Below are 18,899 nucleotides of genomic sequence, written 5' to 3'. Positions count from 1 at the left end.
CCGCGGAAAGCGTTTCCGCGGGCGCCCACGCCGGTCGTCGTCTGGGCCCCGCTCCACTGCTCGCGTGTTCCGTCCATCGGGGGATGTGCGGTGCGTCACCCGCTAGCTAACATGAAGCTCTTTCATGAACGCTCGGAGGGTGCGATGCGGCGCGGAGTGGTTTTCGTGGTGGTGGCCCTGCTGGCGGGCCTGCTCGCCGGGGCGGCGCCCGCGGTCGCGGCGCCGGCGTTCTTCTGGGGCGTCGCGACCTCGGGGTACCAGTCGGAAGGCTCCGCGCCCGACAGCAACTGGCGCCGCTACGAGCAGGCGAAGACGTCGTCGATCAAGGAGCCCTACCGCGACGCCGTCGACTTCCGGCACCGCTACGCCGAGGACATCGAGCGCGCGAAGCAGCTCGGCGTGAACGTGTTCCGCTTCAGTGTCGAGTGGGCGCGCATCGAGCCGCGCCCCGGCCAGGTCGACGAGACCGAGCTCGCGTACTACGACGACGTCGTGCGCCGCGTCGTGGCCGCGGGGATGCGGCCGATGATCACCCTCGACCACTGGGTCTACCCGGGCTGGGTCGCCGACCAGGGCGGCTGGGATTCCGACCGCACCGTCGAGGCCTGGCTCGTCAACGCCCGCCGCGTCGTGGACCGGTACCAGGGGCTCGGCGCGATCTGGATCACGATCAACGAGCCGACCGTCTACCTGCAGAACGAAACCACCAACGGCGGGCTCGCCGGGTGGAAGCTGCCGTGGGCGCAGGCGCGGCTGGTGACGGTGCACCGCGCGGCCTACGACCTGATCCATTCGCTGGACCCGGGTGCGCTCGTGTCCAGCAACACCGCCTACATCCCGGCCGCGCAGGGCATCCTGGACGCGTCGTTCCTCGACCGGGTGCGCGACAAGCTCGACTTCGCCGGCCTCGACTACTACTACGGCGCGAGCCTCGACAACCTCAGCGCCGTCCACGCGGCGAGCGGGGAGTTCTGGAAGGTGACGCCGCAGCCGGACGGCATCTACTACGCCCTGCGGTACTACGCGCGGAAGTTCCCGGACCTGCCGCTCTACGTCGTGGAAAACGGGATGCCGACCGACAACGGCAACGCGCGCCCCGACGGCTACACGCGCTCGGACCACCTGCGCGACCACATCTACTGGGTGCAGCGCGCGAAGGCCGACGGCATGAACGTCATCGGCTACAACTACTGGAGCCTCACCGACAACTACGAGTGGGGCAGCTACCAGCCGCGGTTCGGGCTGTACACAGTGGACGCTTCGAGTGACCCGGCGCTGACCCGGCGGCCCACCGACGCCGTCGCGGCCTACCGGCAGCTGATCGCCGGCCACGGCGTCCCGGCCGGGTACACGCCGGTGCGGCCGCCGGGCTTCTGCTCGGTCGTCGACGGCCTCGGCAGCTGCCTCGACCCGGCTCGCTACCCGGGTCCGGTCGCCCCCCTGGGCTAGCCCAAGCCGCACTTTCACGTGAAAGTGCGGGGGCGCAGGGTCGGCGTCGGGATGACGAAGTTCGAGAAGCCCGGGCGGCGCGAAGGCTGGGACTACCCGCAGATGGCCCGGGAGGCCGGGACCAAGGCGCTGGAGGACGCCGGGGTCGCGTTCGACTTCGTCGAGCAGGCCTACGTCGGCTACGTCTACGGCGAGTCGACGTCGGGGGCAGCGCGCGGTCTACGAGCTGGGGATGACCGGGATCCCCGTGGTCAACGTCAACAACAACTGCTCCACCGGCTCGACCGCGCTGTCTCGCGCTGGGCTTCGAGAAGATGCAGCCGGGCTCGCTCGCGTCGACCTACGACGACCGCGAACAGCCGCTGGGCAACCACCTCCAGGCGCTCGCCGAGATCTCCGAGGTGCTGTTCCCGCCGGCGCCGTGGATGTTCGGCGCCGCCGGCCGGGAGCACATGCGGAAGCACGGCACCACCGCCGAGCACTTCGCGAAGATCGGCGAGAAGAACCACCGGCATTCGGTGCACAACCCGTACGCCCAGTTCCAGGACGTCTACTCGCTCGAGGACATCCTGGCGTCGCGGATGATCTACGACCCGCTGACCAAGCTGCAGTGCTCGCCGACGTCGGACGGTTCCGGCGCGGCGATACTGGCGAGCGAGTCCTTCGTGGAATCCCGCGACCTCGCCGGGCGCGCGGTCGAGATCGCCGGGCAGGCGCTGACCACCGACTTCCGCAGCACCTTCGACGGCAGCGCCAAGAACATCGCCGGCTACGACATGACCCGGCAGGCCGCGCTGCGCGTCTACGACCAGGCCGGGCTCGGGCCCGCGGACTTCCAGGTCGTCGAGCTCCACGACTGCTTTTCCGCCAACGAACTGCTGACCTACGAAGCACTCGGGCTCTGCGAAGAGGGCGAAGGCGGGCACCTCGTCGACGCCGGCGACACGACGTACGGCGGGCGCTGGGTGGTCAACCCGTCAGGCGGCCTGATCTCGAAGGGGCATCCGCTCGGCGCCACCGGGCTCGCCCAGTGCGCCGAACTCACCTGGCAGCTGCGCGGCGACGCGGAAAAGCGCCAGGTCCCGGACGTGCGCGCGGCTTTGCAGCGCAACATCGGACTCGGTGGCGCCGCCGTCGTCACCGCCTACCAGCGAGCTTAGGAGAAAAACCATGGGCCGGATCAGCGCGACCGTCGAACTGCCCGCCGCGCCGGACGAGGTGTGGGCGGAGTTTTCGAACCCGAACAACTTCGAGAAGTGGCTGACCATCCACACGAAGTGGAAGGGGGACGTCCCCGCGGAGTTCTCCCGGGGTTCGCAGGTGTCCGAAGTGGTCACCATGCTCGGGATGGCGAACACCATCACGTGGACCGTCGACGAGTACGACGCCCCGAACCGGCTGGTCATCTCCGGCACGGGCATGGCCGGGGTGAAGATCAGCTTCTCGCTTTCGGTGGCGGCGGCCGGGGCCGGCTCGGCGGCGACCATCGACGCGGAGTTCGCCGGCCAGATGATCGTCGGCGCGCTCGGCAAGGCCGTGGAGAAGGACGGGAAGAAGAACCTCGACGAGTCGCTCGAGAAGTTCAAGGCGCTGGTCGCGTGAAGTTCGACCCGGCCGGGCTCGGCAAGTGGACCGAACCGGTGCGGTTCGACGTCACGCGCGAGCGGCTCGCCGAGTACGCGGCGGCGACGAACGACCCGATCCCGGCCCACCGCGCGTGCGACGTCGCGAGCCCGGTGTTCGCGATCGTGCCGGTGTTCCAGTCGCTGCTGGAGCCGGCGCTGGAGGTCGTGCCGCCGTCGCTGTTCGGGCGGGTGCTGCACGGCGAGCAGGACTTCCGCTTCCACCGACCGATCCGGCCCGGCGATGCGCTGGTGTCGCGCGCCAAGATGACCGGCTACGAGGGCCTGCCGAAGGGCACGCGGGCGACCGTGTACCTCGAATGCCGGTCGGTTTCCGGGGAGCTGGTCAACGAGCAGCACGTGACGTTCTTCGTGCGCGGTTTCGACACCGGCGAGCAGCGCGGCACCCTCGGGCCGGCGCACCGGTTCACCGACGCCCTGCGCTCGCAGGCGCCGGTGGCGAAGGTGAGCCAGCACGTCGACGACGACCAGACCCACCGCTACGGCCCGGCGGCCGGCGACCCGATGCCGATCCACCTCGACGAGGAGGTCGCGAAGGCGGCCGGGCTGCCGGGGATCATCGCGCACGGGCTGTGCACGATGGCGTTCACGTCGTGGGCGGTGCTGACCGAAGTCGCGGGCGCCGACGTGACCCGGCTGCGGCGGCTGGCCGTCCGGTTCGCCTCGCCGGTGCTGCCCGGCCGCGACCTGTCGACGGCGATCTGGGCGGCGGGTTCCGGTTCGTACGCCTTCGAAACGACCATGGGCGACACCTTGGTGATCAAGGACGGCCTCGCCGAGATCGGAGAGAACTGATGGGGTCACTGGACGGGCGCGTCGCGCTGATCACCGGCGCGGGCCGCGGGATCGGCCGCGAGCACGCGCTGTTGTTCGCCCGGGAAGGCGCTTCCGTGGTCGTGAACGACCTCGGTGGCGGCAACGACGGGACCGGCTCTTCCGCCGGGCCTGCTGCTTCGGTGGTGTCCGAAATCCGGGAGCTGGGCGGTTCGGCGGTCGCCAACACCTCCAGCGTGACGTCGTGGTGAACAACGCGGGCATCCTGCGTGACGCGTTCGTCGCCGGCATCACCGAGCAGCAGTGGGACGACGTGATCGCGGTCCACCTCAAGGGCCACGCGGCGGTCCTGCACCACGCGGCGACGTACTGGAAGTCCGCGTCGAAGGCGGGTTCGCCGGTGTCCGCGTCGGTGATCAACACGGCGTCGGCGTCCGGCGTGACCCTGCCGAACGCGGGCCAGCTCAACTACGGCGCGGCGAAGGCGGGCATCGCGGCGATGACCCTGGTGGCGGCGGCCGAGCTGGAGCGCTACGGGGTGCGCGTGAACGCGATCGCCCCGATCGCCCGCACGCGGCTGACACTGGCGACCCCGGGCATGGGGGCGATCTTCGCCGAACCGGTTTCCGAGGGGGAGTTCGACGCGTTCTCGCCGGCGAACATCTCGCCGCTGGTGGCCTACCTGGCTGCCGAGAAGTGCCCGCTGACGGGCAAGGTGTTCGCGGTCCAGGGCGGCGCGATCTCGGAGCTGGCGGGCTGGCACGACGTCAAGGTGATCGAGACGGACGGCCCGTGGGAGATCGACGACATCGCGGCGAGACTGCCGTGATCGAGTGGTCGGAGACGGACCTGCCGGTCCGCGATTCGATCCGGGACTTCATCGCGAAGGCGATCCGGCCGCACCTGCACGCCCTGGAGAGCGGTTCGCTGCCGCCGTACGAGATCATCCGGAAGCTGTACGCGGCGTTCGGGCTGGACGTGATGGCGGCGGACGCGGTTTCCCGGCTGCTGGCTCCTTCGTCGTCGTCCTCTTCGCCTGCAATGGGTGTTTCGCTGGGCCTGACCGACGTTCCTCACGAACGGGGCCGTACGCGGACACGGTGGTGGTGTACGCGAAGAGCCGCCGGTTGTGGGGCCGGGAGATCGGCCGGTTCCAGTGGCCCAGCTGCAGTTGTTCGGGGGCAACGGGTACGTGGCCGAGTACCGGGTGGAGCAGCTCGCGCGGGACGCGAAGTCGTTGATGATCTACGCCGGGAGCAACCTGAGGCGGCTGGGCCGTCCGGCGTAGTCAGCGCGCGGGTGGCTCCGGAGCGCCCGAAGATGGACGGGTGGAGACGCGAGGGGGAGCGCGGCGAGCCTGGGCACTCGGACTGCTGACCGGCGGGTTGTTCGCCGCCGGGCTGGCGCTTTTCGGCGTGACGGTGGTGTGGCCGGACGGTCCGTGGTGGGGCTCGGTGCTGACCGGCCTCTGCGCCGGCACGGTGTTCGGCGCGGTGCTGGGGCCGGCGATAACGCGCACGGAACGCGAGATGTGGCGCGCCTGCGCGGAAGACCTGACCTGGCCCGAGTTCCGGGCCAGCCGTTCGGGGCGGGTGCCCCCGGACTCCCGGCTGTACGCGGCGGCGACGCGCCTCGCGGTCTACCAGCTGGCCCAGCACCGCCGCCGTCGCCGCAGCACGGTCATCGCCTGCGCGCCGGCCGCGGGGTTCAGCGCGCTGAACGCGGTGCTCGGCAACGTGGTCGGCCTGTTCGGCGCGGGCGGGATCGTCATCGTGGCCGGGGTGTTCCTCCACGAACGCGTCCGGCTGAGCAAGGCACTGCTTCGCCTGCGGGAGGACTCGCCGGCATGAAAGGCGTCGACGTCGAGGCGATCAAGCGCCGCGGCTACGTGCGCACCCTGGTGTGGTGGCCCTTCCTGCTGCTCCAGGCCATCGTGTTCGGCGCCGATCTGCTCGTGAAGGCCGGCCTGCACCACTGGAGCTTCTCCGCGGAGAACATCATCAGCGCGGCCGCGCGTGCCGTGCTGACGTGGCTCTTCTTCGCGGCTCTCTGGCGTTACCTGATCCGCCGCGAGCAGAAGAAGCGTTCCCGGCCCGGCTCGTGAGCGGGAAACAGGGTGCCAACCCTGGTTTCCCACTCACGAGCGGGCGTCAGCTTCGTTCGATCAGGTGGCCCACCACGTCCGGGCCCGGGTGGGCGTGGCCGGAGCCGTCGCGGCGGACGTCGGTCTCCGGGAGTTCCACCGGGTCGCCGTTGCGGGCCGCCGCGGCCGGGCGGGGGCCGATCCAGGCGACCTGCACCGCTGTTTCGCCCTTCAGGAAGCGGTGGGCTCGGACGCCGCCCGTCGCCCGGCCCTTCGGGGGGTACTCGCTGAACGGCGTCACCTTCACGCTCTGGCCCGTCGCCGTGATCACCAGGGGCTCGCCGTGTTCGTCGTCGTCCGTGCGGACCGCGCCGAAGAAGACCACCGAGCCCGCGCCCACGTTGATGCCCGCCATGCCGCCGCCCTTCAGGCCTTGCGGGCGGACCAACGAGGCCGCGTACTTCAGCAGCGACGCTTCCGAGGACACGAACGCCAGCGTCTCCGTGCCGTCCTTCAGCCACGTGGCTCCGACGACCTCGTCGCCGTCCTTGAGGCTGATCACCTCGAACTCGTCCGAGCGGACCGGCCACTCCGGGGAGCAGATCTTCACCACGCCCGCGCGGGTGCCCAGTGCGAGGCCGGGGGAGCCCGCCGCCTGGTCGCCGAGAGGGGCGATGCCGATGACCGTCTCGCCCTTCTCCAGCGGGACCAGCTCGCGGGCCGCCATGCCGCCGCGCAGGGAGACCGTGCCCGCCTGTTCCGGCAGGACCGGCAACGGCAGCACGTCCGTCTTGAACGCGCGGCCGCGGCTGGTCACCAGCAGGACCTGGCCGCGGGCCGTGGTGTGGACCACCGCCGAGACGGCGTCGTGCTTCACGCGGCCGTTGCGGCGACGCGTCTCGGTCGCTTCCTCGGACTCCGCCGCCGTGCGGGCCACCAGGCCCGTCGCCGACAGGATGACCTGGCACGGGTCGTCCGCGACCTCCAGCGGGCCCGAAGGCTTCGACGCCGCCAGGACCTCCTTCAGGTCGCCGTCGATCAGGGACGTGCGGCGCTCGGTCGGGAAGTCCTTCGCGATCTTCGCCAGCTCCGCCGAGACGAGCTTCTTCAGCACCGACTCGTCGTCGAGGATCTTGCTCAGCTCCGCGATCTCCTCGCGCAGCTGGTCCTGCTCCGATTCCAGCTCGAGGCGGTCGTACTTGGTGAGGCGGCGCAGCGGCGTGTCCAGGATGTAGGTCGCCTGGATCTCCGACAGCTTGAACCGCTGCATCAGGCCGTCCTTCGCGGCCGCGGCGTTCTCGCTCTCGCGGATCAGCCGGATCACCTTGTCGATGTTCAGCAGGGCGACCAGCAGGCCCTCGACCAGGTGCAGCCGCTCTTCGCGCTTGCGGCGGCGGTACTTCGTGCGCCGCGTGACGACGTCGTAGCGGTGGCGGAGGAAGACCTCCAGCAGTTCCTTCAGCCCCAGCGTCTGCGGCTGGCCGTCGACGAGCACCAGGTTGTTGATGCCGAACGACTGCTCCAGCGGCGTCAGCCGGTACAGGTCCGCGAGCAGCGCCTGCGGGTTGACGCCGACCTTGCACTCGATGACCAGCCGCGTGCCGTTCTCGCGGTCGGTGAGGTCCTTGACGTCGGCGATGCCGGTGAGCCGCTTGGACTTGTTGACCTCGTCGGTGATCTTCTCGATCACCTTCTCCGGCCCGACGCCGTAGGGCAGCTCGGTGACGGTGATCGCCTGCCGACCGCGGCTGCCTTCGAGGGGCCCCGTCTCGCAGTTCGCGCGCATCCGGACCACGCCGCGGCCGGTCTCGTAGGCGCGGCGGACCTCGTCCAGGCCGAGCAGGCTGCCGCCGGTCGGGAGGTCGGGGCCCGGCACGAACTCCATCAGCTTGTCGAGCGTCGCGCTCGGGTGAGTGATCAGCCACCGCGCCGCCGCGACGACCTCGCCGAGGTTGTGCGGGATCATGTTGGTCGCCATCCCGACCGCGATCCCGGACGTGCCGTTGACCAGCAGGTTCGGGAAGGCCGCGGGCAGCACGGACGGCTCCTGCAGCGAACCGTCGTAGTTGGGCCGGAAGTCGACGGTCTCTTCGCCGAGCTCGCCGACCAGCTGCATAGCCTCGGGCGACATCCGCGCTTCGGTGTACCGCGAAGCGGCCGGGCCGTCGTCCGGGCTACCGAAGTTGCCGTGGCCGTCGATCAGCGGGACGTTCAGCGAGAAGTCCTGGGCCAGCCGGACCATCGCGTCGTAGATCGCGACGTCGCCGTGCGGGTGGTACTTGCCCATCACGTCGCCGACCACGCGGGACGACTTCACGTACGCGTGCGTCGGGCGGTAGCCGTTCTCGTTCATCGAGTACAGGATGCGGCGGTGGACCGGCTTCAACCCGTCGCGCGCGTCCGGCAGAGCGCGCGAGTGGATGACCGAGTACGCGTATTCCAGGTACGAGTCTTCGATCTCCGTCTTCAGCGAGTTGTCGAAGACGTTCGCGCCGGCGGAGTCGAACGCGCTGGGATCGACCTTGGTGGTGGTGCCCTTGCGGCGTGCCACGGCAGAACTCCTTGGTAGCTGAGAAAACTTAAGCGTCGATGGCGTCGCGGTCGATCCGGTCCGAGGAGGCGACCAGCCAGTTCCGCCGGGGCTCGACCTTCTCGCCCATCAGCAGCTCCAGCGCGCCCTCGGCGGCCTCGGCGTCGTCCATGGTGATCCGGCGGACCGAGCGGCTGGCCGGGTTCATCGTGGTGTCCCACAGCTCGTCGGCGTCCATCTCGCCGAGGCCCTTGAACCGCGGCACCGGCGTGACGATGCTCTTGCCCGCCCGCTCCAGCTCCGCGTACTTGGACTCCATCTCCTGCTGGGTGAAGGTGAAGTGCGTCTCCGGGTTGCGGCCCTTCGTGACGAGCTTGTGCAGCGGCGGCATCGCCGCGTACAGCCGGCCGTCCTCGATCACCGGGCGCATGTACTTCGCGAACAGCGTGATCAGCAGGGTGCGGATGTGCGAGCCGTCGACGTCCGCGTCCGCCATCAGGATCACGCGGCCGTAGCGCATGGTCGTGAGGTCGAACGTGCGGCCGGTGCCCGCGCCGAGCACCTGCACGATCGACGCGATCTCGGCGTTCTTCAGCGTGTCGCCCAGCGACGCCTTCTGCACGTTCAGGATCTTGCCCCGCAGCGGCAGCAGCGCCTGGTACTCCGACACGCGCGCCATCCGCGCCGACCCCAGCGCGCTGTCGCCCTCGACCAGGAACAGCTCGCTGCGGGCGACGCCGGTGGTGCGGCAGTCGACCAGCTTGGGCGGCATGGCCGCGCCTTCGAGGGCGGTCTTGCGCCGGGCCGCGTCCTTCTGCTGCTTCTGGGTCAGCCGGACGCGGGAGGCGTCGACGACCTTCTGCAGCACGACCTTGGCCTCGGACTTGGTCTTGCGGTCCTCGGTCCACGCCTTGACGTGCTTGTCGACGATGCCCTGCAGCACCCGGGTGATGCCGGCGGTGGACAGCTCGTCCTTGGTCTGCGAGGTGAACTGCGGCTCCGGCAGCCGGACGTGCACCACGGCCGTCATGCCCTCGAGGACGTCCTCGATCGTCGGCATGTCCTCCTTGGGCTTGAGCAGCCCGCGGGTCTTGGAGATGGCCTCCTGCAACGCCTTCGCGACCGCGCGGTCGAACCCGCGGCGGTGGGTGCCGCCGTGGACGTTGCGGATCGTGTTGGTGAAGCACTCGACCGTGCGCTCGTAGCCGGTGCCCCAGCGCAGCGCCACCTCGACCTCGGCGTGGCGCTCCACATTGGACTGCATGACGCCCGCGGCGTCGGCCGCGTTCTCCTTGTACGTGCCTTCGCCGGTGATCAGCAGGGTGCCGCAGACCGGCTTCTCACCCGACGGCGTCAGGAAGTCGACCATGTCGACCAGGCCGTGCGGGAAGTGGAACGTCTCTTCGTTGATCGTGTCTTCGATCGCGGTGCGCAGCACGTACGTGACGCCCGGGACGAGGAACGCGGTGTTGCGCAGCTTGGTCCGCACGCCCTCGACGTCCAGCGCCGCGCCGGACTCGAAGTAGCGCGCGTCGTACCAGTAGCGGATCGACGTGCCGCCGCGCTCGCCGCGCTTCATCTTGCCGACGAGGTTCAGCCCGGACCGGCGGGTGAACTTCGCCTTCGGGCCGGGTGCGTCGAAGGTGCCGGGGATGCCGTGCTTGAACGACATCTGGTGGACCTTGCCGTCCTGCTTCACCGTGACGTCGAAGCGGTGGGACAGCGCGTTGACCGCCGAAGCGCCGACGCCGTGCAGGCCGCCGGAGGTCTTGTAGCCGGAGCCGCCGAACTTGCCGCCGGCGTGCAGCCGGGTCAGCACCAGCTCGACGCCGGACAAACCGGACTTCGCGTGGGTGCCGGTCGGGATGCCGCGGCCGTCGTCGTCGACCTGGACGCTGCCGTCGGCGTGCAGCGTGACGACGATCTTCGTCGCGTACCCGGCCACGCCTTCGTCGGTCGAGTTGTCCACCACCTCGGAGAAGAGGTGGTTGATGCCCCGGCTGTCGGTGGAGCCGATGTACATCCCGGGTCGTTTGCGGACGGCTTCGAGACCCTCGAGATGCGTCAGGTCGTCGGCCCCGTACAAGGTCTCGGCAGTCACAGGGTCGTTCTCCCGGATCGTGGCTCGCGAAAAGTGCTGGTGGTGGTGCGGACTCGCCTGCACCGTAGTGCAGGATATCCGCCCACCCCGACAACTTCCGCGCGCTCCCGGTCCCGGAGTGGCGGGGGCGGCCCGCTAGCGGGGGTCGTAGCCCAGGTCGGGCCACAGGCCCAGCAGGGCTTCGATCTTCCGCGGGACCTGGAAGCTGTTGCGGAAATTCGGCTTCTCGCCGATCGCGACGAGGGCCTTGCGCAGGTCGCCGAACGCCGGTCGCGCCGACGACTCGCGGGTCAGGATGTAGCAGTACGTGCGCCGGGGGTAGGCGAACTCGTCGGCGTAGGCGTGCAGGACCAGGCCGGGGGCCTCGATCCGCGACCCGACCAGCGCACGGCCCTGTTTCTGGCTGTAGACGCGGATCACGTGCACGCCGGCGCGGAGGGTGCGCGGCGGGTCCTGGCCCTGGCCGTCGTCGGCCCAGAACAGTTCGACGCGGAAGGGGGATTCGCCGTTCTCGCCGGGGTGGGTGTAGTCGCGGGCGAGTTCTTCGAGCCGGTACTCGGCTTCGGCGGACGGCTCGCCGCCTTCGACGAGGCTGACCAGGTAGAGCTCGGCCGGACGCGGCCAGTTCGGCCGGTCGACGTCGGCGGGGGTCTCCGGAGTCTCCGCGGTGTCCGGCGTGTCGGCGGTCTCGCCGGGCTCGACGGCCGGTGCCGCAACCGGTTCCGCGGCCGGCTCGGCCGGAGCCGGGGAGGGCGGCGCGACCTCGGCGACCGGAGCGGGCGCGGCGGGGCGGACCGGCGACGGTGCCGGCGGGGCGGGCCGGACCGGGGACGGCGGCGGGGCCGGGGCGGCGGGCCGGACGGGGGTCGCCGGGCGGCTCGTCACGACGGGGCGGGCGGCCGGCGCCGGACGGCTCGGGGCGGTGCGGGGCGCGGTGACGAGCTTGCCGGCGCCGTACTGCTCCAGCAGCGGCTCCAGGTCCCCCGCCGTCAGGGCCGGTCCCGCGAGGTCGCACCAGTCGAGCCAGGCCTCTTGGGCTTCCTCGACGGTGTGCTTCTCGTGCGAGAGCGTGACCGCCTCGAACAGCTGCCGGGGCCCGGCCGCGGTGACGTCGGCCGAGCCGACCACCACGAACGAGGGGTCGTCCTCCGCGATCACCAGCTTGGCGTTCAGCCCGCGCAGCGAGTGCACGATCACGCCCGCCTTGACCCAGTGCAGCAGCGCGTGCGGGCTCGTCGCACCGGACAGCACCGTGTCCAGGCTGGCGTCCGTGATCAGGGTGTCGCCGGGTTCCAGCGGCAGCAACGCCGCCGCGCCGGGCCCGACGTGGCCGAAGGCCGCCACCAGGTTCCGCCGGGGCGCGAGCAGTGGGGTGATCGAACCCCAGATGTCGCGGCCCGTGAGAAGGCGTACCGAACGTTCTGCCAGACCCAGCCGACCGAGCTCCGCGTCCATGTCGTTGACCTTACTTGGTGCCCTCTACGGCATTGACGGGCGGAATATGTCTTGCTTGGAAGTAGTTGAACGCGCATGTAAGATGGTGCTCGCGAAGGGAGCAGGTCATGCAGTTCGGAATCTTCACGGTGGGCGACGTCACGACCGATCCCACGAACGGCAGCACGCCGACGGAACACGAGCGGATCAAGGCGATGGTCCGGATCGCGCTCAAGGCGGAGGAGGTCGGGCTCGACGTCTTCGCGACCGGCGAGCACCACAACCCGCCGTTCGTGCCGTCCTCGCCCACGACGATGCTGGGCCACATCGCGGCGCAGACGTCCAAGATCGTCCTCTCCACGTCGACGACGCTGATCACCACGAACGACCCGGTGAAGATCGCCGAGGACTTCGCGATGCTTCAGCACCTCGCCGACGGCCGCGTCGACCTCATGATGGGCCGCGGCAACACCGGCCCGGTCTACCCGTGGTTCGGCCAGGACATCCGCCAGGGGATCCCGCTGGCCATCGAGAACTACGCGCTGCTGCACAAGCTCTGGCGCGAGGACGTCGTGGACTGGCAGGGCAAGTTCCGCACGCCGCTGCAGGGCTTCACCTCGACGCCGCGCCCGCTCGACGACGTCCCGCCGTTCGTCTGGCACGGTTCGATCCGCAGCCCGGAGATCGCCGAGCAGGCCGCGTACTACGGCGACGGCTTCTTCGCCAACCACATCTTCTGGCCCAAGGAGCACTTCCAGCAGCTGATCGCCTTCTACCGGCAGCGCTTCGAGCACTACGGCCACGGCCAGGCCGACCAGGCCATCGTCGGCCTCGGCGGCCAGGCGTTCATCCGGCCGAAGTCGCAGGACGCGTGGAACGAGTTCCGGCCGTACTTCGACAACGCGCCGGTGTACGGGCACGGCCCGTCGCTGGAGGAGTTCACCGACCAGACGCCGCTGACCGTCGGCAGCCCGCAGGAGGTCATCGACAAGACGCTGACCTTCCGCGAGCACTTCGGCGACTACCAGCGCCAGCTGTTCCTGATGGACCACGCCGGCCTGCCGCTGAAGACCGTCCTGGAGCAGCTCGACCTGCTCGGCGAGCACGTCGTCCCGGTGCTGCGCAAGGAACTCGACGCGCTGCGCCCGGCCCACGTCCCGGACGCGCCGACCCACGAGTCACTGAAGGCCGCGACGCTGGTCGGGAGCGAGGCATGAAGCTCACGGTGGTGACGGCGGGGCTTTCGGTGCCCTCGTCGACCCGGTTGCTGGCCGACCGGCTGGCCGCGGCGACCGTCGCCGCGGCCGGCGAACCGGTCTCCGTGACCGTCGTGGAGCTGCGCGACATCGCCCTCGACGTCACGAAGAACCTGCTCACCGGCTTCCCGAGCCCGGAGCTGCGCACCGCGATCGACGCGGTGACCGGCGCGGACGCGCTGATCGCGGTGACGCCGGTGTTCACGGCCGGCTACAGCGGCCTGTTCAAGTCCTTCTTCGACGTGCTCGACGCGGATTCGCTGGTGGGCAAGCCGGTGCTGCTCGGCGCGACCGGCGGCACCGAGCGGCACTCGCTGGTGCTCGACTACCAGCTGCGCCCGCTGTTCGGGTACCTGAAGGCGGACCCGGTCGCGACGGGCGTGTACGCGGCTTCGTCCGACTGGGGCGGCGGCGAAGGCGCGCTGCAACGGCGGGTCGAGAAGGCCGGCGCGGAGCTGGCTTCGCTGGCCGCGGGGCGTCCCGCGGCCGTCGCCGAGCCGGATTTCGTGCCCTTCGACCGGCTGCTGGCGGAAGTGTCCACTCAGGACGGGTAGTGCACCCGGTACCGCAGGTGGGTGACGCCGTCGCCGGCGACGACCTCGACGCGTTCGAGTTCGGCGCCGGTGCCGCCGAGGTCGTCGAAGTAGCGCACACCCTCGCCGAGGAACACCGGGACGAGGTCGATCCGCACCTCGTCCAGCAGGCCCAGGCGCAGGCACTGCCGGGCGATGTCCGGTCCGGAGACACCGACGTCGCCGTTCCCGGCCGCCTTCGCCCGCTCGATCGCCGTGGCGACGTCGCCGACGAACGTGAACGGCGCCAGGTTCTCCGCGGACCAGTCCGGCGGCGGCGGCCGGTGCGTGACGACGAACGCCTTCCCGCCGCCGGGCGGGTTCCCGCCCCAGCCGTGGGTGTGGTCGAACACCCGGCGGCCGCAGACGAAAGCGCTGTGGCGCGCCGAATCCAGCAGTTCTCGCAGGTAGCCCGCGCTCGACGTCGCGACGCGGAACGTGATCGGGTAGCCGACCATCGGCAGCTCGACGTCACCGGCGGTGTACCAGTCGAAGAGCGGCCCGACGCTGTCGTCGGGCCGCGCCACGAACCCGTCGAGTGACATGCAGAAGCTCGCGACCGTCGTCACGCCAGCACCTCGTCGAGGCGCTCGTACGACTGCGTGATCCCGGTGCTCATGCCGCTTTCCACGGCCGCGTCGCGGGCCTCGACCGACGGGAACACCGAACGGCTCTCGAGCCGCGTGCGGCCGCCGAGGTCGATCAGGGACAGCGACTCCAGGCAGACCTCGCCGGGCGCGCCCTCGAACTCGAAGGTCTGGATGATCCGGTCGGCGCTCACCGTGTGGAAGACGCCGCGGAAGCGGTACTCGCCGCGGTCGTCGCGGTGGACGTAGTGGTAGCCGCCGCCCGAGCGGGCGTCGAACTCGAGGAGCTCCATCTCCATGCCCCGCGGGCCCAGCCAGCGGACGACGAGCTCCGGGTCGGTGTGGGCGCGCAGGACCTTGTCCGGCGAAGCCGCGAACTCGCGGGTGAGCTCGATGAACGGGGTGCCGGGCTGCGCGGTGATGGTGGTGCTCATTCTGCTTCCTCCAGGGTCTCCAGGACGGCGTCGAGCCGCCGGTAGGTGCGTTCGGTGGCCAGCCGGTAGGTGTCGATCCAGCCGGTGAGGGTTTCGAGGGCGGCCGGGACGAGGTGGCACGGCCGGCGCTGGCCGTCACGGCTTCGCGTGATCAAGCCGGCCTGTTCCAGCACCTGGATGTGCCGCGAGATCGCCTGCTTGGTGATCTCGAAGGGCTCGGCCAGCTCGTTGACCGTCGCTTCGCCGCGGGAGAGCCGGGCGACGAGCGCCCGGCGCACCGGGTCGCCGAGCGCGGTGAACGCCCGGTCCAGTCCCGCCTCGTCAAGCGCCATCTTTATCAACCAATCTGTTTATCAACCGATTTGTTGACTATGGCAGGGTAGGCGGAGGCCGTCAAGGAGGTGCCGAAAGTAGGGGGTCGCCGACGTCGTCCGGCAGCGGTGGCCGGCCGGCGGGATCCCTAGTTTTACCCGCATGACCAGGCTTTTCCTTCTGCTGGCGGTCCTGCTGCCGGCCACCGCGACCCCGGCCGCCGCGACGCCGGCCCCGGACGTCGACGGCTACGTCCGCGCCTACCTCGACCACACCGGCCTGCCCGGGGCCGCGGTCGCCGTCACCCGCGGCGGCGATGTCGTGCGCGTCGCGGGCTACGGCCACGACGCCGCGGGCGCGCCGGTGACCGCGGCGACCCGGCTGCCAATCGCGTCGGTGAGCAAGTCCATGACGGCGTTCGCGGCGCTCCAGCTGGTCGACGCCGGCCGGATCGGGCTCGACGAGCCGGTCACGCGGTACCTCCCGGACTTCCGCCTCGCCGACCCGCGGGGTGCCCGGATCACCGTCCGGATGCTGCTGGACCAGACGTCGGGGATGGCCGACTCCGCGTTCCCCGACCTCAAGCTCGCGCAGCCGCGCACCCTCGCCGAAGCGGTGACGCGGCTGCGTGCGGCGCCGCTGGCGAGCGAGCCGGGAGCCGAATTCCACTACCACAACCCGAACTACGAGGTGGCCGCCCGGATCGTCGAGGTGGTGGCCGGGCAGCCGTTCGCGGAGTACCTGCGCACGCGGGTGTTCGGGCCGCTGGGGATGACGGCGAGTACCACCGTCGACACGCCGCCGGCCGGCACCGAGGGGTATGTCCGCGCCTTCGGGATCGAGGTCCCGGCAGCCGAACCGGACTGGTTCACCGGCGGCAGCCACGGCGTCCTGAGCACCGCCGAGGACCTGGCGAAGTGGCTGCTCGCCCAGCGCGACGGCGGTGGCGCGCTCTCACCGGCGTCGAACGCGCTCGCGCACACCCCGGCTCCCGGCCGCGGCTACGCGCTGGGCTGGACGGTCCGGGACGGCCGGGTCTCGCACACCGGCGACTGGTTCTCCCACACCGCGGCGCAGGTTCTGCTGCCCGGCGGCTACGGCATCGCCGTCGTGACGAACATGGGCATGGCCCTGGACAACGAGGCCGAGCTGCTGGCCCAGGGCCTCGCGGACCTGCTGACCGGTGGCGCGCCCGCGGTGTCGTTGCCCGCCGGGGTGACCGCCGACCGGGTGCTCGGGGCCCTGGCGCTGCTCGCGGTGGGACTGGCCGTGCTCGGTGTCCGGCGGGCCCGGCGCAAGCCCCGGTGGTGGCGCGTGGCACCGCCGCTGGTGCCGCTCGTGGTGCTCGCGTTCCTGCCCCGGTTGCTGGGCGTGGTCTTCGCGGGACGGCAGGGGACCTACGCCCAGGTGCTCTACGTCTGGCCGGGTCTGGTGGCCGCGCTCGGACTGGTGGCCGCGGCGGGCTTTGCGGTCGCCCTCGCGCGGGTATCCGCGCTCGTGAGTGGCAGGCGGCGCCCGCGACGGGAAGAATCGGGCGAAACGACGGGAGTGGTGGCGTGGGCATCGGGAAACAGGCCAAGCGCATCTCGATAGCGACGGCGGGCGTGGTCCTGCTGGTGGTCGGGGTGCTGCTCCTCGTCCTGCCCGGGCCCGGGCTGCTGCTCGTGCTCGCCGGGCTGCTGCTGCTCGCTTCGGAGTTCCCGGCGCTCGAGAAGTACGTCGACCCGGTCCGCGACCGCGCGATGAAGGCGGCCGAGGACAGCGTGTCCTCGCCGCTGCGGATCGCCGGCTCGGTGCTGGCCGGGCTGGCGCTGCTGGCCGCGGGGATCGTCTGGGGCCTGGTGAAGTCGCTGCCGTTCGGCGGCTGGAGCACCGGGTCGAGCCTGATCCTGTCGTCGGTGATCCTGTTCGCGCTGCTGATCTGGAGCTACCGCCGGGTCAAGTCGCGCCGCGCGGAACCGGCCGCCCACCGCGACTGAGCGGTACCGTCGGCGCCATGAGCGCCGGATTCCAGCGCGCCCGCCGTCCCGAGCAGGTCGCGGCGCGCCGCACCGCGATCCTCGCCGCCGCCCGGGAACTGCTCGCGCAGCGGCCGGTCGCCGAGACCAGCCTGCGGGAGCTGGCCTGCCGCGTCGGGCTCGCGAAGTCCAATGTGCTCCGCTACTTCGACAGCCGCGAAGCGATCTTCCTCGAGGTGCTCGACGGCTTGTGGACGGCGTGGCTCGACGAGCTCGCGTTCGGGGAGCTGCCGGGCCCGCCCTTCGCGCGCGCGGAGCGGATCGCCGGGACGATCGCCGCGACGCTGGCCGAGCGGCCGCTGCTGTGCGAGCTGATCAGCGCGATGGCCCCGGTGCTGGAACGCAACATCTCCGTGGACTTCGCCCGCGGCTTCAAGCAGCGCGCGGCCGCGAACCTCGACCGGCTGGCGTCCCTGGTGCGCGCCGAGGTCCCCGAACTGTCGGCGGAAGCGGCCCGGGTGTTCGCCCGCGCGGTCGTGGTCGTCGTGTCCGGGGCGTGGCCTTACGCGAACCCGACGGAGGCGGTGGCGCTGGCGACGGCCGAGGCCGGGGGCGCGCCGGGGTTCGAAGCGGTGGTGGCGGAGAGCCTCACGAACCTGCTGGCCGGTCTCGTCGCGCGAGGGCGGTGATGTCGGCGTTCTCCAAGATCGGCTTCTCGTATCCCGACGAAGCCACCGCCAGCATCGCGAGCCCGATGTCCTCCGTGGTCGTCACCGCGCGCGGGAACAGCCGCTTCAGCACCGGGTACAGCGGCATCGCGACGCGGTAGAGCACCCGGTACAGCGGGGTCTTCGACGTGATGCCGTGCAGCGGCTGGATGTAGCCGGGGCGGAAGGCGAACGTCCGCAGCGGCAGCGGCAGCCGCGCCAGCGCGTTCTCCGTCGCCCCTTTGACGCGGGCCCAGCGCACGCGGCCGCGTTCGGTGCTGTCGGTGCTCGCGCCCGAGACGTACCCGAAAGTGGTGCCGTCCGGGAGCTTCCGGGCCACCGAAAGGGTGAGCTGGTAGGTGATCCGCTCGTACTCCTCCGGCGCCACGCCCACCGACGACACCCCGAGGCAGAAGAAGCAGGTGTCGTACCCGATGATCGGCTCCAGCGCGAACAGATCCTTCTCGACGACTTCGCGCAGCTTCGGGTGGCTGGTGCCGACCGGGGACCGGCCGACCACCAGCACCGCCTCGACCCGTTCGTCGCGCAGGCATTCCCGCAGCACGCCCTGGCCGACCATGCCGGTCGCGCCGAACAGGACCACCCTCATGCGCTCGTCACCGGCAGCAGCCCCCTCTCGGCGAAGACCTTCTTGGCCGTGAAGGTCGCGTTCAGCGCCTTCGGGAATCCACAGTAGACCGCGGAGTGCAGGAGCGCTTCGACGATCTCCGCCGGCGTGAGCCCGACGTTGAGCGACGCGTTGACGTGCACCTCCAGCTGCGGCTCGCAGCCACCCAGCGCGGTGAGCATGCCGAGCGTCACCAGCTGGCGGTCGCGCGGCGCGAGTCCCGGCCGCGCGTAGATCTCCCCGAAACCCCACGACACCACGGCTTCCGCCAGCGCGGGGGAGACGTCGGCGAGGTTGTCGAGCACGCGCTGCCCGCTCTCGCCGTCGATGGCGGACAGGGTCTTCAGGCCGAGTTCGAAGCGCTCGTCGGTCATGGCGGGTTCCTTCCCCAGCAGGTCGTTGCGTGCACGACGCTAGGGGCTGGAGCGCGC

Annotated in this window: 19 protein-coding genes and 2 pseudogenes; 13 read left to right on the top strand and 8 right to left on the bottom strand. The window is 70.9% G+C overall.

Annotated elements, in window-relative coordinates:
- Positions 1–144 precede the first annotated feature (144 nt).
- The 8 genes and pseudogenes from MUY14_RS30240 (at position 145) to MUY14_RS30205 (ending at position 5,970) form a co-directional block, all read left to right on the top strand.
- Complete coding sequence (locus MUY14_RS30240; protein ID WP_247014308.1) at positions 145–1,449, top strand: family 1 glycosylhydrolase; 1,305 nt, start codon at positions 145–147, stop codon at positions 1,447–1,449.
- A gap of 51 nt (positions 1,450–1,500) precedes the next feature.
- Positions 1,501–2,609 (top strand): annotated as a pseudogene (locus MUY14_RS30235) (lipid-transfer protein).
- A gap of 10 nt (positions 2,610–2,619) precedes the next feature.
- Positions 2,620–3,051, top strand: a complete 432-nt coding sequence (locus MUY14_RS30230) for an SRPBCC family protein (RefSeq protein WP_247014304.1) — start codon at positions 2,620–2,622, stop codon at positions 3,049–3,051.
- Complete coding sequence (locus MUY14_RS30225; protein WP_247014302.1) at positions 3,048–3,887, top strand: MaoC/PaaZ C-terminal domain-containing protein; 840 nt, start codon at positions 3,048–3,050, stop codon at positions 3,885–3,887. Before MUY14_RS30230 ends, MUY14_RS30225 begins: the two co-directional genes overlap by 4 nt.
- A pseudogene (locus MUY14_RS30220) lies at positions 3,887–4,695 on the top strand (SDR family NAD(P)-dependent oxidoreductase). The gene MUY14_RS30225 and the pseudogene MUY14_RS30220 overlap by 1 nt, the downstream one beginning before the upstream one ends.
- A 327-nt stretch (positions 4,696–5,022) precedes the next feature.
- On the top strand, positions 5,023–5,154 hold the full coding sequence (locus MUY14_RS30215) for an acyl-CoA dehydrogenase family protein (protein ID WP_247014301.1): 132 nt from the start codon (positions 5,023–5,025) through the stop codon (positions 5,152–5,154).
- Between the two features lie 40 nt (positions 5,155–5,194).
- Positions 5,195–5,716 carry a hypothetical protein gene (locus MUY14_RS30210; protein ID WP_247014299.1) on the top strand — a complete coding sequence of 174 codons (522 nt, stop codon included), beginning with the start codon at positions 5,195–5,197 and terminating at the stop codon, positions 5,714–5,716.
- Entirely contained in the window at positions 5,713–5,970 is a 258-nt protein-coding gene (locus tag MUY14_RS30205; protein WP_247014297.1) for a hypothetical protein, read from the top strand. Before MUY14_RS30210 ends, MUY14_RS30205 begins: the two co-directional genes overlap by 4 nt.
- A 46-nt stretch (positions 5,971–6,016) precedes the next feature.
- On the opposite strand, the gene MUY14_RS30200 is transcribed toward MUY14_RS30205, so the two are convergent.
- From MUY14_RS30200 to MUY14_RS30190, 3 genes are all read right to left on the bottom strand, one after another.
- A complete protein-coding gene (locus MUY14_RS30200; protein ID WP_247014295.1) occupies positions 6,017–8,500 on the bottom strand; it encodes a DNA topoisomerase (ATP-hydrolyzing) subunit A in 2,484 nt (827 codons plus the stop codon).
- A gap of 28 nt (positions 8,501–8,528) precedes the next feature.
- Positions 8,529–10,580, bottom strand: coding sequence for a type IIA DNA topoisomerase subunit B (locus MUY14_RS30195; RefSeq protein WP_247014293.1), 2,052 nt, complete (start codon positions 10,578–10,580; stop codon positions 8,529–8,531).
- A gap of 135 nt (positions 10,581–10,715) precedes the next feature.
- A complete protein-coding gene (locus MUY14_RS30190) occupies positions 10,716–12,035 on the bottom strand; it encodes a hypothetical protein (protein WP_247014291.1) in 1,320 nt (439 codons plus the stop codon).
- A gap of 107 nt (positions 12,036–12,142) precedes the next feature.
- On the opposite strand from MUY14_RS30190, the gene MUY14_RS30185 reads away from it, so the two are divergent.
- Positions 12,143–13,231 (top strand): LLM class flavin-dependent oxidoreductase, encoded by a 1,089-nt coding sequence (locus MUY14_RS30185; protein ID WP_247014289.1) that lies wholly within the window; start codon positions 12,143–12,145, stop codon positions 13,229–13,231.
- The gene (locus tag MUY14_RS30180; protein ID WP_247014287.1) at positions 13,228–13,824 is read left to right on the top strand and encodes an FMN reductase; all 597 of its coding nucleotides are present in this window, start codon (positions 13,228–13,230) and stop codon (positions 13,822–13,824) included. Before MUY14_RS30185 ends, MUY14_RS30180 begins: the two co-directional genes overlap by 4 nt.
- On the opposite strand, the gene MUY14_RS30175 is transcribed toward MUY14_RS30180, so the two are convergent.
- From MUY14_RS30175 to MUY14_RS30165, 3 genes are read right to left on the bottom strand one after another with little or no spacing between them, the layout of a single operon-like run.
- The gene (locus MUY14_RS30175; protein WP_247014285.1) at positions 13,812–14,411 is read right to left on the bottom strand and encodes a dihydrofolate reductase family protein; all 600 of its coding nucleotides are present in this window, start codon (positions 14,409–14,411) and stop codon (positions 13,812–13,814) included. The two genes, MUY14_RS30180 and MUY14_RS30175, sit on opposite strands and share 13 nt — an antisense overlap.
- A complete protein-coding gene (locus MUY14_RS30170; protein ID WP_247014283.1) occupies positions 14,408–14,863 on the bottom strand; it encodes an SRPBCC family protein in 456 nt (151 codons plus the stop codon). Before MUY14_RS30170 ends, MUY14_RS30175 begins: the two co-directional genes overlap by 4 nt.
- Entirely contained in the window at positions 14,860–15,195 is a 336-nt protein-coding gene (locus MUY14_RS30165; RefSeq protein WP_247014281.1) for a helix-turn-helix transcriptional regulator, read from the bottom strand. Before MUY14_RS30165 ends, MUY14_RS30170 begins: the two co-directional genes overlap by 4 nt.
- A 142-nt stretch (positions 15,196–15,337) precedes the next feature.
- On the opposite strand from MUY14_RS30165, the gene MUY14_RS30160 reads away from it, so the two are divergent.
- Genes MUY14_RS30160 through MUY14_RS30150 form a run of 3 tightly spaced genes read left to right on the top strand, consistent with a single transcriptional unit; the run spans position 15,338 to position 17,822 of the window.
- Positions 15,338–16,768: a serine hydrolase gene (locus tag MUY14_RS30160; protein WP_247014279.1), complete on the top strand. Its 1,431-nt coding sequence runs from the start codon at positions 15,338–15,340 to the stop codon at positions 16,766–16,768.
- Positions 16,732–17,154, top strand: coding sequence for a PGPGW domain-containing protein (locus MUY14_RS30155; RefSeq protein ID WP_247014276.1), 423 nt, complete (start codon positions 16,732–16,734; stop codon positions 17,152–17,154). The genes MUY14_RS30160 and MUY14_RS30155 overlap by 37 nt, the downstream gene beginning before the upstream one ends.
- A 17-nt stretch (positions 17,155–17,171) precedes the next feature.
- Positions 17,172–17,822, top strand: coding sequence for a TetR/AcrR family transcriptional regulator (locus MUY14_RS30150; RefSeq protein ID WP_247014274.1), 651 nt, complete (start codon positions 17,172–17,174; stop codon positions 17,820–17,822).
- Here the strand turns inward: MUY14_RS30150 and MUY14_RS30145 are convergent.
- Positions 17,782–18,450, bottom strand: a complete 669-nt coding sequence (locus tag MUY14_RS30145) for an epimerase (protein ID WP_247014272.1) — start codon at positions 18,448–18,450, stop codon at positions 17,782–17,784. The two genes, MUY14_RS30150 and MUY14_RS30145, sit on opposite strands and share 41 nt — an antisense overlap.
- Positions 18,447–18,842, bottom strand: a complete 396-nt coding sequence (locus MUY14_RS30140) for a carboxymuconolactone decarboxylase family protein (RefSeq protein ID WP_247014270.1) — start codon at positions 18,840–18,842, stop codon at positions 18,447–18,449. The genes MUY14_RS30145 and MUY14_RS30140 overlap by 4 nt, the downstream gene beginning before the upstream one ends.
- Positions 18,843–18,899 lie beyond the last annotated feature (57 nt).

It is taken from the genome of Amycolatopsis sp. FBCC-B4732 (assembly GCF_023008405.1).
In the GTDB taxonomy this organism is placed as follows: Bacteria; Actinomycetota; Actinomycetes; order Mycobacteriales; family Pseudonocardiaceae; genus Amycolatopsis; species Amycolatopsis pretoriensis_A.
The sequence above is the reverse complement of the archived record's forward strand: the minus strand, read 5'-3'. Positions and strand labels throughout refer to the sequence as shown.